Source organism: Streptomyces ipomoeae 91-03, from assembly GCF_000317595.1.
Taxonomy (GTDB): Bacteria; Actinomycetota; Actinomycetes; order Streptomycetales; family Streptomycetaceae; genus Streptomyces; species Streptomyces ipomoeae.
Genome location: NZ_AEJC01000397.1, coordinates 94,604 through 107,789, shown reverse-complemented (window position 1 = coordinate 107,789; position 13,186 = coordinate 94,604). Strand labels below are relative to the sequence as shown.

At 71.8% G+C, this 13,186-nt stretch carries 13 protein-coding genes and 1 riboswitch; of the genes, 7 read left to right on the top strand and 6 right to left on the bottom strand.

Going from position 1 to position 13,186, the window contains the following annotated elements:
- Nucleotides 1–140: 140 nt before the first annotated feature.
- A riboswitch (cobalamin riboswitch) is annotated at nt 141–352 on the bottom strand.
- Between the two features lie 69 nt (nt 353–421).
- Nucleotides 422–574 carry a hypothetical protein gene (locus STRIP9103_RS50110; protein WP_009322851.1) on the bottom strand — a complete coding sequence of 51 codons (153 nt, stop codon included), beginning with the start codon at nt 572–574 and terminating at the stop codon, nt 422–424.
- A gap of 110 nt (nt 575–684) precedes the next feature.
- Here STRIP9103_RS50110 and STRIP9103_RS25895 point away from each other — a divergent pair, with 110 nt between their 5' ends.
- On the top strand, nt 685–1,083 hold the full coding sequence (locus STRIP9103_RS25895; protein WP_009322855.1) for an aromatic-ring hydroxylase C-terminal domain-containing protein: 399 nt from the start codon (nt 685–687) through the stop codon (nt 1,081–1,083).
- 39 nt (nt 1,084–1,122) lie between these two features.
- Here the strand turns inward: STRIP9103_RS25895 and STRIP9103_RS25890 are convergent, their stop codons facing one another.
- Nucleotides 1,123–1,875 (bottom strand): hypothetical protein, encoded by a 753-nt coding sequence (locus tag STRIP9103_RS25890; RefSeq protein ID WP_141581707.1) that lies wholly within the window; start codon nt 1,873–1,875, stop codon nt 1,123–1,125.
- A 208-nt stretch (nt 1,876–2,083) separates the two neighbouring features.
- On the opposite strand from STRIP9103_RS25890, the gene STRIP9103_RS25885 reads away from it, so the two are divergent.
- Nucleotides 2,084–3,268, top strand: coding sequence for a pyridoxal phosphate-dependent aminotransferase (locus STRIP9103_RS25885; RefSeq protein WP_234022290.1), 1,185 nt, complete (start codon nt 2,084–2,086; stop codon nt 3,266–3,268).
- Between the two features lie 9 nt (nt 3,269–3,277).
- On the opposite strand, the gene STRIP9103_RS25880 is transcribed toward STRIP9103_RS25885, so the two are convergent.
- Entirely contained in the window at nt 3,278–3,883 is a 606-nt protein-coding gene (locus STRIP9103_RS25880; RefSeq protein WP_048820977.1) for a TetR/AcrR family transcriptional regulator, read from the bottom strand.
- A 104-nt stretch (nt 3,884–3,987) separates the two neighbouring features.
- On the opposite strand from STRIP9103_RS25880, the gene STRIP9103_RS25875 reads away from it, so the two are divergent.
- The 3 genes from STRIP9103_RS25875 (at nt 3,988) to STRIP9103_RS25865 (ending at nt 7,010) form a co-directional block, all read left to right on the top strand.
- Nucleotides 3,988–4,944, top strand: a complete 957-nt coding sequence (locus STRIP9103_RS25875) for an NAD(P)-dependent oxidoreductase (protein ID WP_009322852.1) — start codon at nt 3,988–3,990, stop codon at nt 4,942–4,944.
- Nucleotides 4,907–5,584, top strand: a complete 678-nt coding sequence (locus STRIP9103_RS25870; RefSeq protein WP_100243990.1) for a response regulator — start codon at nt 4,907–4,909, stop codon at nt 5,582–5,584. The genes STRIP9103_RS25875 and STRIP9103_RS25870 overlap by 38 nt, the downstream gene beginning before the upstream one ends.
- A gap of 229 nt (nt 5,585–5,813) precedes the next feature.
- Entirely contained in the window at nt 5,814–7,010 is a 1,197-nt protein-coding gene (locus STRIP9103_RS25865; protein WP_009322834.1) for a sensor histidine kinase, read from the top strand.
- A gap of 24 nt (nt 7,011–7,034) precedes the next feature.
- On the opposite strand, the gene STRIP9103_RS25860 is transcribed toward STRIP9103_RS25865, so the two are convergent.
- Nucleotides 7,035–7,736: a helix-turn-helix transcriptional regulator gene (locus STRIP9103_RS25860; RefSeq protein ID WP_048820976.1), complete on the bottom strand. Its 702-nt coding sequence runs from the start codon at nt 7,734–7,736 to the stop codon at nt 7,035–7,037.
- 335 nt (nt 7,737–8,071) lie between these two features.
- Here STRIP9103_RS25860 and STRIP9103_RS25855 point away from each other — a divergent pair, with 335 nt between their 5' ends.
- Together STRIP9103_RS25855 and STRIP9103_RS25850 are read left to right on the top strand one after the other, a co-directional pair.
- Nucleotides 8,072–8,524 (top strand): carboxymuconolactone decarboxylase family protein, encoded by a 453-nt coding sequence (locus STRIP9103_RS25855; RefSeq protein ID WP_181800411.1) that lies wholly within the window; start codon nt 8,072–8,074, stop codon nt 8,522–8,524.
- 66 nt (nt 8,525–8,590) lie between these two features.
- Nucleotides 8,591–9,085, top strand: a complete 495-nt coding sequence (locus tag STRIP9103_RS25850) for a MarR family winged helix-turn-helix transcriptional regulator (RefSeq protein WP_009322840.1) — start codon at nt 8,591–8,593, stop codon at nt 9,083–9,085.
- A 391-nt stretch (nt 9,086–9,476) separates the two neighbouring features.
- On the opposite strand, the gene STRIP9103_RS25840 is transcribed toward STRIP9103_RS25850, so the two are convergent.
- Together STRIP9103_RS25840 and STRIP9103_RS25835 are read right to left on the bottom strand one after the other, a co-directional pair.
- The gene (locus tag STRIP9103_RS25840) at nt 9,477–10,523 is read right to left on the bottom strand and encodes a LacI family DNA-binding transcriptional regulator (protein ID WP_009322797.1); all 1,047 of its coding nucleotides are present in this window, start codon (nt 10,521–10,523) and stop codon (nt 9,477–9,479) included.
- The gene (locus STRIP9103_RS25835; RefSeq protein WP_009322849.1) at nt 10,520–13,000 is read right to left on the bottom strand and encodes a glycoside hydrolase family 2 protein; all 2,481 of its coding nucleotides are present in this window, start codon (nt 12,998–13,000) and stop codon (nt 10,520–10,522) included. Before STRIP9103_RS25835 ends, STRIP9103_RS25840 begins: the two co-directional genes overlap by 4 nt.
- Between the last annotated feature and the right edge of the window lie 186 nt (nt 13,001–13,186).

Genomic DNA, 13,186 nt, shown 5'->3' with positions numbered 1-13,186 from the left:
CGGGGCGCGGAGCTGCGACGGTCGACAGCGAGCCGGGGTGCGGCGGTACGGCGAGTACGCGGGGGTATGCGACGGAGCACAGGTATGCCTCGGAGTCGGGGCTCGTACGCGGAGCCTGGCCTACGGACGGCCTCCCCGCACGCGGCGCGGAGGTGCCAGCAGGTCTTCGGACTCGGGTTCGTCCGGACGGAGCGCCTTCCCGGTCCTCGTCCCCGGCGGCCCTGCGGCCGTCACGGACTCCGCCCAGTGGCGTCGTGCCCCGCCCGTCCCCCTCACCGCTGCGCGTCAGCTCCGGATTCCCACCGGATTCCCTGGCCTCGGATGTGGCACGACTGGCTCCCCGAGGCTACCAAGCCCATGCCCGGGCGACGCAGCCGCAGGCCTCGTAGGAGTTCCGTACGACGACGAGGCGCGCCCGGGGTCAGGCCCGCTCCTGGTCCGTCCCGGCGGTGCGCAGCCCGCGCAGGATGAGGCGCGGCCCGTGCTCGAAGCCCGCGTCGGCGTCCATGCCGAGCAGGTCGCCCGACACCCGGGCGGTGAGCGGGAAGCGTTCGGCGTCGATGATCGTGGCCATTCGCTCGGGCCCAGTCGGCGCTGTCCCGCCCGGGCCCACAGACCGACGCGCTGCGCGACATACTCCGCTCCCTCATCGCCCACGACGACGTCAACCGCCACCTGGGCGGCATGATCACCGCGCTGGACGTGCGCTATCCCGTTGATGACACCCATCCGCTCTCCGGCCGCCGGGTCCCCGGCATCGATCTGGAGACCACCACCGGCCCCACCCGCGTCTTCGAACTCCTGCACTCCGCCCGCCCGGTGCTCCTCGACCTCCGCGCACGCACGGCCACGGGCGGCGACGCCGACCTCACGGCCGCGGTCGACGGCACCCCGGACCTCACGACCACCGCCGAGGGCACCGGCCCCGCCGCCCTCCTCATCCGCCCCGACGGCCACATCGCCTGGACGGCCCCCGGCGGCGCCCCCGTGGACATCGCCGCTCTCCGAACCGCCCTCACCACCTGGTTCGGCCCGGCCACGACCGACCGAGACGCGGCACTCGTGGGCGTGCGGTCCAGGTGACTCCGCACGGCTTCGACGACCGGCGGCGCACACGACCGCTCAGGCCTTGGAGGGCGCGGCCTCGGAGGCCGCGGTACGGGCGGCCCGTTCCGCGCGGCGGACGATCGTGCCCAGACGCGTCAGCGCGACGGCCAGCCCGGCACCGAAGGGGATGAGCGGCCAGCAGGAGGGGGCGGCTCCGGCCGCGCCGAGCGCGAGGAGCGCGATGGTCGCGGCCAGCGCGGTGAGGATGCCGGGGAAGGTGGCTCCGACCGGTTCGTCGGGCCTGAGCCGTACCCTGCCGTTCCGGCCCATGAGGTACACGCAGCCGGACACCACCAGGGAGATCAGATACCCCGTGATCAACGGGTAGAGGGCGATCAGCGCGAGGTCCCAGCCGCTGCGGTTCCACCCGGGCCACACCTGTCGTCCGTCGATCTCCACGATCCGTCCGTGCCACAGTCCGACGGTGACCTGCCTGCCGTCCCACAGCTCGTCCACTCTGTCCGAGGTGACGCCGTCCAGGGTCTTCACGCCGTCGTCCAGGCGCAGTTCGATCGTGTAGAGGGTGTAGCTGTACGCCGTACCGCCGCCGTCCTGGCCGCCGCCGGACGAGCCGTGCTCGGTGTGCCCGTCCAGTTCCGTGACGGTGGCGGCCTCGGTGTGCAGGGACCCGATCGACCGTGCCACCGCGACGGCCGTTTCCTCGTAGGTGCGTACCGCGAGGCACACGATCAGAGCGGCCATGACAACGCGGAACACCACACGCGGCACGCCGGCTCTTCTCGGCCCGGCCTCAGACGTATCCGACATGTCCGCCCCCTCGTCATCGTGCGTCGACAGGCAGAAGGAATGCCCGGCCGGATCGAGGAGTACACGCCGGACCAGGAAGAAGTCGTCGCACGCGCGCCGCGCCGAGGCAGAAGCGCGACACCGCGGGCAGGCCCGGGGCCGTGAGCCGGCGACCGCCTGGCGGTCGCCGGCGACGTGTTTCATGACGAGTGTGGAGGACAGCGACATCATGAGCGGTATGAAGATCTCGCAACGCGCCCAGGCCGTCGCCCCGTTCCACGCCATGGACTTCGCCCAGCAGGCCGCGGCACTGGAGGCCCAGGGCCATCACGTCGTCAAACTCAGCCTCGGCGAACCGGACTTCGGCGCGCCCCCGGCCGTTCTCGCCGCGATGCGCGAGGCCATGGACGGACGGCCCATGACCTACACCGCGGCCCTCGGGCTGCCCGCGCTGCGACAGGCGATAGCGCGGTTCTACGCCGAGCGGCACGACGTCGAGGTCGACGCGTCCCGGGTCGTCGTGACCGCGGGGGCCTCGGCCGCCCTGGTGCTGGCGACCGCCGCCCTCGTCGACCCCGGGGACGAAGTGCTGATCGGCGACCCGTCGTATCCCTGCAACCGGCAGATCGCCGAGAGCTTCGGCGCCCGCGTCACCCTCGTCCCGACCGGCGCCGAGAGCCGCTTCCAGCTGGATACGGCATCCGTGCGGTCGTACTGGACGGACAGCACCCGCGGGATCATGATCGCCACCCCGTCGAACCCGACCGGCACCTCGGTACCGGCCGACGAACTGGCGGCGATCTGCGACCTCGCCCGTGAGCGCGGTGCCTGGCGCATCGTCGACGAGATCTACCTCGACCTCAGCGACCACGACGACCGGGGCCGACCCCCGCGCGGCGTCCTGTCGTACGACCCCGACGCCGTCGTCATCAACAGCTTCTCGAAGTACTTCGGCATGACCGGCTGGCGGCTGGGCTGGTGCGTCGTACCCGAGCCCCTCGTACCGGCGCTGGAGCGGCTGGCCCAGAACTACTTCCTGTGCGCCTCCGCTCCCGCCCAGCACGCGGCCCTGTCCTGCTTCACCCCTGAATCCCTCGCGGTCTGCGAGGACCGCCGCGCCGAGTTCGGCCGACGGCGCGCGCTCGTCGTGGACGGCCTGGAGCGGATCGGACTGCCGGTTCCCGTGCCACCCGACGGCGCGTTCTACGTCTACTTCGACGTCAGCGGCACCGGGCTCACCTCCCGGGAGTTCTGCGAACGAGCCCTCCAGGAGGCACATGTCGCGCTCACACCGGGCAGGGACTTCGGCACGCACACGGCCGACACGCACGTACGGCTCTCCTACGCGGCATCGGCCGACGAACTCGGCGAGGGAATCGCCCGGCTGGAGAAGTTCCTGACCACCCTCGGCTAGCGCGGGCGGTCAGTCGTCCTTCCGTACCGCCGCGTCGAGGAGGGGGCCGAGTTCGCGGGTCACGGTCGTCAGGGCGCGGACGTCCCGTTCGGCGCGGGCCATGAGGATCGCGCCCTCCAAGGCGCTGATCATGAGCGTGGCGAGCGCGCCGGCCCGTTCCTCCGGTACGCCCATGTCCGCCAGGGCCCGGGCCACCGCGCCGTTCCAGGTGGCGAAGGCGGCGGACGCGGCCTCCCGCGTGGACACGGTGGACTCCGCGCAGTCCACCGTGGCGGCGGCGACCGGGCAGCCGCCCGCGAACCCGGCCGCCTCGTACTCGTCGGTCCACTGGCGCACCATCTCCGCGAACAGCCCGCCGGGCGTCGGCTCGGGCAGCGCCGCCAGGAACCGGGCGACCCGGTTGCCCGCGTACCGGCCGGCCCAGCCCACCGCCTCGTTGACCAGCTGCTCCTTGCCGCCGGGGAAGTAGTGCTGAAGCGAACCGCGCGGCGCCTCGGCGTGCGCGGCGACCTCGCGCATCCCCGTGGCGGCGACCCCCTCGCGCCGGATGAGCTGGGCCGCGCTGAAGACCATCCGCTCACGCGGCCCCCGTGCCGACGCCCCAGTCGCTGCCATTCCCGGCCTCCCACTCCTGCTCTTTCCCGAGTCCACCCTATGACCGCGGTCATAGAGGCGACTACTATGACCGCGGTCATAGTCAGCGGAAGCGGTGGTGCCTCGTGGCGTACGTCGGTTTCATCGGTCTCGGCGTCATGGGACAGCCCATGGCGCTCAACCTCGCCCACGCGGGGACACCGCTCGTCGTCTGGAACCGCACCCCGGCCCGTTGCGAGCCCCTGCGGGCCGCCGGAGCCGAGGTCGCGGGGAGCGCCGCCGAGGTCTTCGGCCGGGCGGAGACGGTGATCCTCATGCTGGCCGACGAGGCCGCCATCGACGCGGTGCTGGGGCGGGGCACCCCGGAGTTCGCCGCGCGCGTCGCCGGACGCACCGTCGTCCACATGGGCACGACCTCGCCGGAGTACTCGGGCGGCCTGCGGGACGACGTCCGGGACGCGGGCGGCGGTTACGTCGAGGCGCCGGTCTCCGGTTCCCGTGTCCCGGCGGAGCAGGGGCGGTTGGTGGGGATGCTGGCGGGCGACGACGACGCCGTGAAGGCCGTACGTCCCCTGCTCGCCCCCATGTGCCGGGAGATCTTCGACTGCGGTCCCGTACCGGACGCCCTGCTGATGAAGCTGTCCGTGAACCTGTTCCTGATCACACTGGTCACCGGTCTGACCGAGGCGTTCCACTTCGCCGACCGGCACGGGCTCGACCGACACCTGCTCCGGGACGTCCTGGACGCGGGCCCGATGGCCAGCGCCGTCTCCCGTATGAAGGCACCGAAGCTGCTGGCCCGGGACTTCACCGTTCAGGCGGGCGCCGCGGACGTCCTGAAGAACAACCGCCTCATCGCGGAGGCCGCCCGCAGGACCGGTCTGGCCTCCCCCCTCCTCGACGTCTGCCACGCCCTCTTCGGCGAGACCGTGGCCCGGGGGCACGGCGACGAGGACATGGTGGCCGTACTGCACGCACTCGAGGCCCGAACGGAGATGGTCAAGGGTGCAACCAGTTGGGCCCAAACGTGCAAGGATCGACCACGTGGACAGCACAGTGACCCGTGTTCTGATCGCCGATGATCAGGATCTGCTGCGGGCCGGATTCCGGCTCATCCTCGACGCCCAGGACGGCATCGAAGTGGTCGGCGAAGCCTCCGACGGTGCCCGCTGTGTGGAACTGGCACGTGCGCTGCGACCGGACGTATGCCTCGTGGATGTCCGTATGCCGAAGCTCAACGGCCTCGAAGTGACCAAACTGCTGGCCGGACCCGGCGTCGAACGTCCTCTTCAGGTCGTGGTCATCACCAGTTTCGATCAGGACGACTACGTCAACATCGCGTTGCGCAACGGGGCCTGCGGCTTCCTGCTGAAGGACGCCACTCCGGCACTGCTGATCGAGGCGGTGCGCGCGGCGGCCCGGGGCGACGCGCTGGTCTCCCCCGCTGTGACGCTGCGGCTGTTCAGACGTCTGGAGGAGGCGGCGCTCTCGCCGTCGTCCACCGCCCGTTTGTCCGAGTCCCAGCTCAGCACACGCGAGTTGGAGGTGGTCCGGCTCGTCGCGGTGGGCCGGACCAACCAGGAGATCTGTGACACGTTGCGGCTGTCCCTGTCCACCGTGAAGACCCACCTGGGCAAGATCCACGGCAAGCTCGGGGTGCGCAACCGGGTCGAGATCGCGGCATGGGCCTGGGCGAACGGGGCCGTCCGCGTGGACAGTTGACCGGGACGGACGACTCAGCCGACCGGGACGGACTCAACCGACCAGGACAGACGACTCGGTTGACCGGCCCGGCGGCCTTCCTCCCCCCACCCACCCTGTGTCCGTGCTCATACATTTCACGAAGCACCGTCCCGGACCGCAGTCCGCTGGCTACTCTTCGAACATGTCATGTACGGCGTCCACACCCCAACCGGGGCGTGCGAGACGGCTGGGTCTTGGGGTGTTGTGCATGGGGCTGGGGCTGTTGTGGGGGCTCGACTTCTGGCTCATCGGCTTTCACGAGCACGCCTCGGTCGATTGGGTGCCGCTGCTGACCGGAACGATCGCCCTGTGGCTGGCGTTCGGGTCGGAGCGGCGACTGAGCACGCCCTGGCGGGCGGCACTGGCGGGCACCGGCTCGGCCGTACTGACCGCCACCGCCGCTCTGCTGGGGTGGACCCCGCCCGACTGGGGACTGCTGGAGACGGCGTGCCTGCTGGCCCTGCTCGTCCGTACCTGCCGGAAGGTCGAACGGCCCGCCGTCGCGCTGTCCCTGTCGGTGCTGCTCGGGGCCGCGGTCATCGACGAGCCGCTGCGCACCGAGGGCAGCGGCATCACACTGACCTACCCCTTCCTGCTGACGTTCGCCGTGGGCGGGGCCATCGCAGCGGGATGCTTCCTGCGGACGGTGGAGGCGCGCCGGGCCCGGGCGGTGGCCGATGTCCGCCTCGCCGAGCGGCTGCAACTGGCCCGGGAACTCCACGACTTCGTCGCCCACCACGTCACCGGCATCCTCGCGCAGGCACACGCCGCCCACGTGGTCCATATGAGCCAGCCGCACCAGGTGGGCCCCATCCTCAACAACATCGTGGACGCGGGCCAGCAGACCATGGACTCCATGCGCCGGCTGATCAGAGTGCTGCGCACCGACGACGAGGAGCCCCAGGTACGGGGCTCCGGCGAACTGCACGCGGAGCTCACCAAGTTGGTCAGCGCGTTCAGCGACCACGGCGACGGGTCGGCGGCCCGTCTGGAGGTGACCGCCGCCGCCCGGTACAGCGAGTTGAGCCCCGAGGTGTGTGCCGCGATCCACTCCGTGGTCCGGGAGGCGCTGACCAACGTCCGCCGTCACGTACCCGGCGGTCAGGCGACGGTACGCCTCCACCGAACCGGCGACGGCCAGTTGAGAGTCGATGTGTACAACACGGCACCGCTGGGCCGGCGCGCCGCGCCCTCGGGCGGTCACGGCGGATACGGCCTGATCGGTCTGCGGGAACGGGCCGAGGCGGTGGGCGGCACGCTGACGGCCGGCCCCACCGATGACGACGGCTGGTGGCTGATCGCCCACTTCCCGACGGCCGGAGCACCCACCGGTGTCAGTCACGCGCCACGCCATCGACGTACCAGGGCGGACCGGGCAGACAGGGCGGACACGGCGCGCGCATGACGGCCACGGCGGCGCGGCCGTAGGTCAGGCGCCGTGTTCGGCAGGGCGTCGGGGTCGGGCGGTGGCGCCGAGCCACAGCACCGCGGCCTCCGTACGGCTGGAGACGCCGAGCTTGGTGTAGATGGCGCTGAGGTAGTTGCGCACGGTCTTCACCGCGAGGGTCATCCGCTTGCTGATCTCCGCCACGGTCAGGCCGCTCGCGACCAGGTCCATGAGCTGCTGTTCACGTGGAGACAGGGACGGACGGATCCGCAGACCGTGGCTCTCCGGTCTCGCGGGGCCGGCTTGTGGACGGCCGAGGTCGCCGGAGAGGGCCTTGACGGCGGCCGGCGACAGGACGGTGATCCCGGCGGCGGTGCTGCGCAGCGCGTTCGCCAGCGTCCGGTCGTCGTAGTCCCCGTCGACCAGACAGCTCTTGACGCCGAGACGCAACGCGGTGGTGATCCGCCGCGCCCCCGTGGCGGGCGAGACCATGAGGATCGGCGGCACCCGCTCGCCCAGCCGCCGGAGAAGGTCGGGGGCCGGATCGGGGGTGCACAGCAGGACGACGTCGCAGCCGCCGCCCCCGACCACGGTGTACGGCGGGCGTATGTGCCGCAGGACCAGGTCGCCGGTGCGGCGCAGCCGCTCGTACGCCGGTACGTGGCCGCCGATCACGGCCACGACCAGGGGAGCGGGAGGCCGGGTGGCGGGCGCCGGGACAGGACACTGCAAGGGACGCACCATGTGTTCCTTCCGCCGGGGACGGCGACGACCGGCGCAGGTTCTCGTACGAGGGCGCTCGGCGTCCGTCCGGGACGCTGGGGGACGGTGCTTCAACTGTCCTCGGCGTGCCGCGGCCACGGGATCGGCCGTTCGGCCGATTACCGGTGAACACGTCCGCGCGCATCGGCCGTTCGGCCGATCCCCCGTGGGCTCGTCGACTTGAGGGCGCCGTCCATCAGCCCCTCCGCCCCCGCGGGCACCCGGGGCGGCGCCCCGTCGAAGGGCAGGAATTGACCCATGTTTCCACCCCTGAAATGAACCATGGCATGGGTCTTTTTCACTCCTACGCTCTTCGCATGACAACTTTTCAGGTGCCTCAGCGCATGAACTTCACCGCCGTCGCCCCCAAGGTCTTCAAGGCCGTCCTCGCCCTGGACGCCGCCGCCCGTGAGGGCATCGACCCCGTCCTGCTGGAGCTGGTGCAGATCCGCGCCTCCCAGATCAACCGGTGCGCGTACTGCATCGGCTACCACAGCACCGACGCCCGCAAGGCCGGGGAGACGGAGGAGCGCGTCCACCAGCTCTCCGCCTGGGAGGAGTCGAGCCTGTACACCGTGAAGGAGCGGGCCGCCCTGGCAATGACCGAGGCCGTCACCCGGCTGCCCGACGGTGTGCCGGACGAGGTCTACGACGAGGCCGCCCGGCACTTCGACGAGCGGGAACTGGCCCAGCTGATCGCGTTGATCTTCACGGTCAACACGTGGAACCGCATGAACGTCACGACGCGCAAGACGCCGGGCACCGTGTGACGGACCGTCCACCACCGAGGCCGCCCACGCCGCCGACGCGCGTCCGGCGCTCACTAGAGTGCAGTCATGGAACCCCGTTGGCTCACTCCGGAGGAGCATCGCACCTGGCGCGCGTACCGCGCCCTCAGTCTGGTGCTGGAGGACGCCCTCGACCAGCAGCTGCGCCGTGAGGCCGACCTCAGTCACCTCTACTACTCGGTGATGGTGTTCCTCTCCGAGGCCCCCGAGCGGCGGCTGCGCATGACGGACCTCGCCGCGGAGCTGAAGATCGCCCGGACGCGCCTCTCCTACACCGTGAGCCGGATGGAGGAGCGGGGCTGGGTGCGCCGTGAGGACGCGCCGGGCGACGGCCGGGCCCAGCTCGCGGTGCTGACGGACGAGGGTCTGGCCACCCTTGAGCGGGCCGCCCCCGGCCATGTCGCCACCGTACGGGCCGCCGTCTTCGACCGGCTGACGCCCGAGCAGGCGCGCGCCTTCGGCGAAGCGTGCGAGATCGTCCTCACCGGTCTCACGGGCCCGGACCGCCCGGCGTTCCCCGCCGACCTTCCCTGGCGCCGCTGACTTCTCTCGCGACGCGCCGCCGGCCGTACCCCTCGTCACATCAGCTCGCCGTCGTCGGCGGACAACTCGCCCAGCGGCGGCAATAACCGCAAGAGCGGATAGCGCAACGGCGGCTTCTTCCGGCCGCGGCTTTCTGCCGCCCTGGCGGCGTGAGGGCGCCGAGGCACTGGACCGCGCGATGACCGCCCGCGTCGCCCATCTCCGCACCCACGTCACCGGTCCGCTCCCACTCGAGGACCGCCACCGTCCGGAACGCATCCCGCGCACTCTCCGGGACGCGAACGAGTGACGTCCGCGATGCGATCGGACCCCGCCGCCCCTGACCGTACGGACGGGGAGACATGACAGTGGCCCGGGGCCATGATGCTCCGGGCCATCCCTCACCTGAGCCCTATCCCGGCGGCGGTGCCGTCGAGCCGCGTGGGGTGAGGGACGGCGTGGGGACCTGGTGGGACTCGGGATTCTCTCCGTCGATGACCGCGAACAGGGTCCGGGCCACATCGGCCCCGAAGCCGTGGATGTCGTGGCTCATCGCGGACAGCGGGGGGTGGGTCAGCCGGCACAGCTGGGAGTCGTCCCACGCGAGAAGGGAAAGCTGCTGCGGTACGGACAGCCCCAGTTCGGCCGCGACGGCGGCCCCGGCGACCGCCATGATGTCGTTGTCGTAGAGGATCGCCGTGGGCCGGTCCGCCCTGAGCAGCAGCGAGCGGGTGGCGCGGGCGCCCTCCTCCCCCTCGTACCCGGTGGTGACCTGGAGGTCGCCGGTCAGCCCGAGTTCGCGTGCCGCCTCCGCGAACGCCTCGGTGCGGATGGCGCTGTGGCCGAGTCCGGCGGGTCCGCCGACCCTGGCGATGCGCTTGTGGCCGAGCGCGGCCAGATAGCGGACCGCCTCGGCGGCGGCGACGGCGTCCTCGGTCCACACCGAGGTGAAACCGCCCGTCAGGGACGGATGGCCGACCGCCACCACGGGCAGTCCGACGGCCCGCAGCGCCGGCACCCGGGGGTCGTTCTGCCGGAAGTCGACCAGGATCGAGCCGCCGACCTGCCGCGCCCGCCACCAGTTCTCCTGGAGCGTGATCTCCTCGTCGGGGTCGCGCACCAGGTGCAGCAGCAGCGAGCAGGACCGCTCGGCCAGCACGCTCTCGACCCCGGAGATGAACTCCATGTAGAAGGGTTCCAGGCCGAGCAGCCGGGCCGGGCGGCAGATCGCCAGGCCGATGGTGTCCACCCGGGTCCCGGAGGAGAGGCCGCGGGCCCGGGCGTTGGGCGCCCAGCCCAGCTCCTGGGCCGCCTGGAAGATACGGTCCCGAGTGGCCTCGGAGACACCGGGCTTGTTGTTGAAGGCCATGGACACCGCGCCCTTGGACACACCGGCTCGTGCCGCGACGTCCTTGATCGTGACGCGGGAGGCGGGCACACGGGAGGCCGGGACGCTCACGCCGGTTCCACGCAGAAGAGCGCCGAGCGGGCACCGGCGACGGTGGGCTCGGACCAGCCGCCGACCCGGATCCGGACCTGCTCACCGGGGAGCAGCGTGACCAGGCCCGTGTCGGCCACCGCCGCCGGGGCGAGACGGTCGGGCTGCAGAAGGAGATCGCGTACCAAGGTGCGTGCTGTGACCACGACGTCGACTGTAGCGTCCGGTCCGGAGCCGGGATCCGTCTCCACCTGTACGTCGAACCGCGGCCGGGGGTAGGCGAACTCGCGGTCCGGCACGGCGAAGTGCAGCGCGCGCAGGCCTCCCCCACGCTCGACCTCTCCCCCACCCTCGACCTCTCCTCCACTCTCGGCTTCGCTCGGACGGGGGGACCCCCACGCGTCCGCCACCAGGAACTCCTTGGTGCCCTCCGCGCCGAGCGCGAAGTCGGCGGGAAGGGGCATGCGTACCGCGCCGCGCGCGTCCACGTCGGCCGCGACCGTCGTCTCGGCGGTGACCGTGCCGTCGGCGGTCACCCGACGCACGGTGACCCGGGCGGCCCAGTCCTCGGCCGACTGGTTGGCCAGGGCCAGCACCACACCGTCCGGGGCGGGCTGGAGGGTGAGCAGCCGGTCCGCGTACACGCGCCGCAGCTCGTGGTGGAGCGGCTTGAGCCGGCCGTCCCCGTCGATGGCCGCCCAGGAGCTGACCGGCCAGCAGTCGTTCAGCTGCCATACGACGGTGCCCGCGCAGACCGGCCAGTGGGAACGCCAGTGCTCGATACCGGCGGCGACGGCCCGGGCCTGGACCACCTGGGTCAGATAGTGCCAGCGGTCGAAGTCGCCCTCGGGGAAGGCGAAGTGGCGGGCGACCCCGCGGTTCAGCTTGCCGTTGCCGTCCTCGGCCTTCTGGTGGTGGAGCATCCCGGGCGAGTCGGGGGCGAGCTCCTCACCGGGCAGCGCGCGACGCAGGGTGGCCAGCGCGGGCGGGGCCTGCCAGCCGAACTCGGCGACGAACCGGGGGACGCTGTCGCGGTACTCGGCGTAGTCCCGCCGGTTCCACACCTCCCAGGAGTGGTGGGTGCCGTGCGCCGGGTCGTTGGGGTGGTGGTCCCAGGAGCCGGACCAGGGGCTGCCCGCCGTGTAGGGCCGGGTCGGGTCCAGCTCGGCGACGACACGGGGCAGCAGGCCGAGGTAGTACCCCTCGCCCCAGGAGTCGCCCGCGAGTTCGGGCTCCCAGCCCCAGTCCCGGAAGCCCCAGAGGTTCTCGTTGTTGCCGTTCCACAGCATCAGCGAGGGGTGCGGCATCAGCCGTACGACGTTCTCGCGCGCCTCGGCCTCCACCTCGCCGCGCAGTGGCTGTTCCTCGGGGTAGGCGGAGCAGGCGAAGAGGAAGTCCTGCCAGACCATCAGGCCGAGTTCGTCGCACACGTCGTAGAAGGCGTCGTCCTCGTAGATGCCGCCGCCCCAGACGCGGACGAGGTCGACGTTCGCCTCGGCGGCCTGGGTGAGGCGGTGGCGGTAGCGCTCGGGGGTGACGCGGGAGGGCAGGACGTCGTCGGGGATCCAGTTCACGCCGCGCGCGAAGAGGCGCACGCCGTTGACGACGAGGGTGAAGCCGGTGCCGTGCTCGTCGGCGGTGCGGTCCAGCTCGATGGCGCGGAAGCCGATCCGGCGCTGCCAGGTGTCGAGTGCGGTGTCGCCGTCGGCGAGGGTGACGGTCAGGTCGTACAGCGGCTGTTCGCCGTGGCCGCGCGGCCACCACAGCTCGGGGTCGGGCACCTCCAGCGTGAGCAGCGCGTGTCCGTCCTCGACGGTGACCTCGGTGTCCACCCCGGCCACCGACGCCCGCGCGGTCAGGGGACGTCCGGTGCCGGTGGCGGTGCGCTCCACGGTGAGGTGGACCTCCACGCGGCCCCGTCGTCCGGCGACCGTGACCAGGGGCCGGACCTGGGAGATCCGGGCGGTCGACCAGTGCTCCAGACGGACGGGCCGCCACATTCCGGCGGTGACGACGGTGGGGCCCCAGTCCCAGCCGAAGCCGCACGCCATCTTGCGGATGTACTGCGAGGGCGCCGGATAGACGTTCGGGCGGTCGCCGGTCGACTGCCGTACGGCCTCCGCCTCTTCGTGCGCCGGGAGGAAGCGCACGCGCAGTTCGCCGTCGCGGCCGGTGACGTCGAAGCGGTACATGCGGTGCATGTTGCGGGTCCGGCCGAGCACCTCCCCGTCCAGGGTGATCTCGGTGGCCGTGTCGAGGCCGTCGAAGACCAGATCGGTGCGCTCGTGCGCGGTGCCGGAGGCGGTCAGCCGGGTGGTGTAGGTCCATTCCCGCTCGCCGACCCAGGCGATCTCGTGCTCGTTGGTGCCGATGAAGGGGTCGGGGATGAGCCCCGCGTCCAGCAGGTCGGTGTGGACACAGCCCGGCACCCGGGCGGGCAGCACCGCGCCCTCGTGGCACAGCCCCCACCCGTCGCTGAGCAGGGTGACGTCCTTCATCTGCGGCTCCCCTCACGTGACGCACGGCCGGTCTGGATGTGACGCGGGACAACCTAACCGGCTGCCCTATCGATGTCCATGAACCGGTATAGTGCAGTCCGATTTGCCGGATTCCATTGGCGATACACCACTTGGTCCCGGGAAGTTGAGGGTATTTCAAGCCGCTCGCGCAACGATTGCCCATCG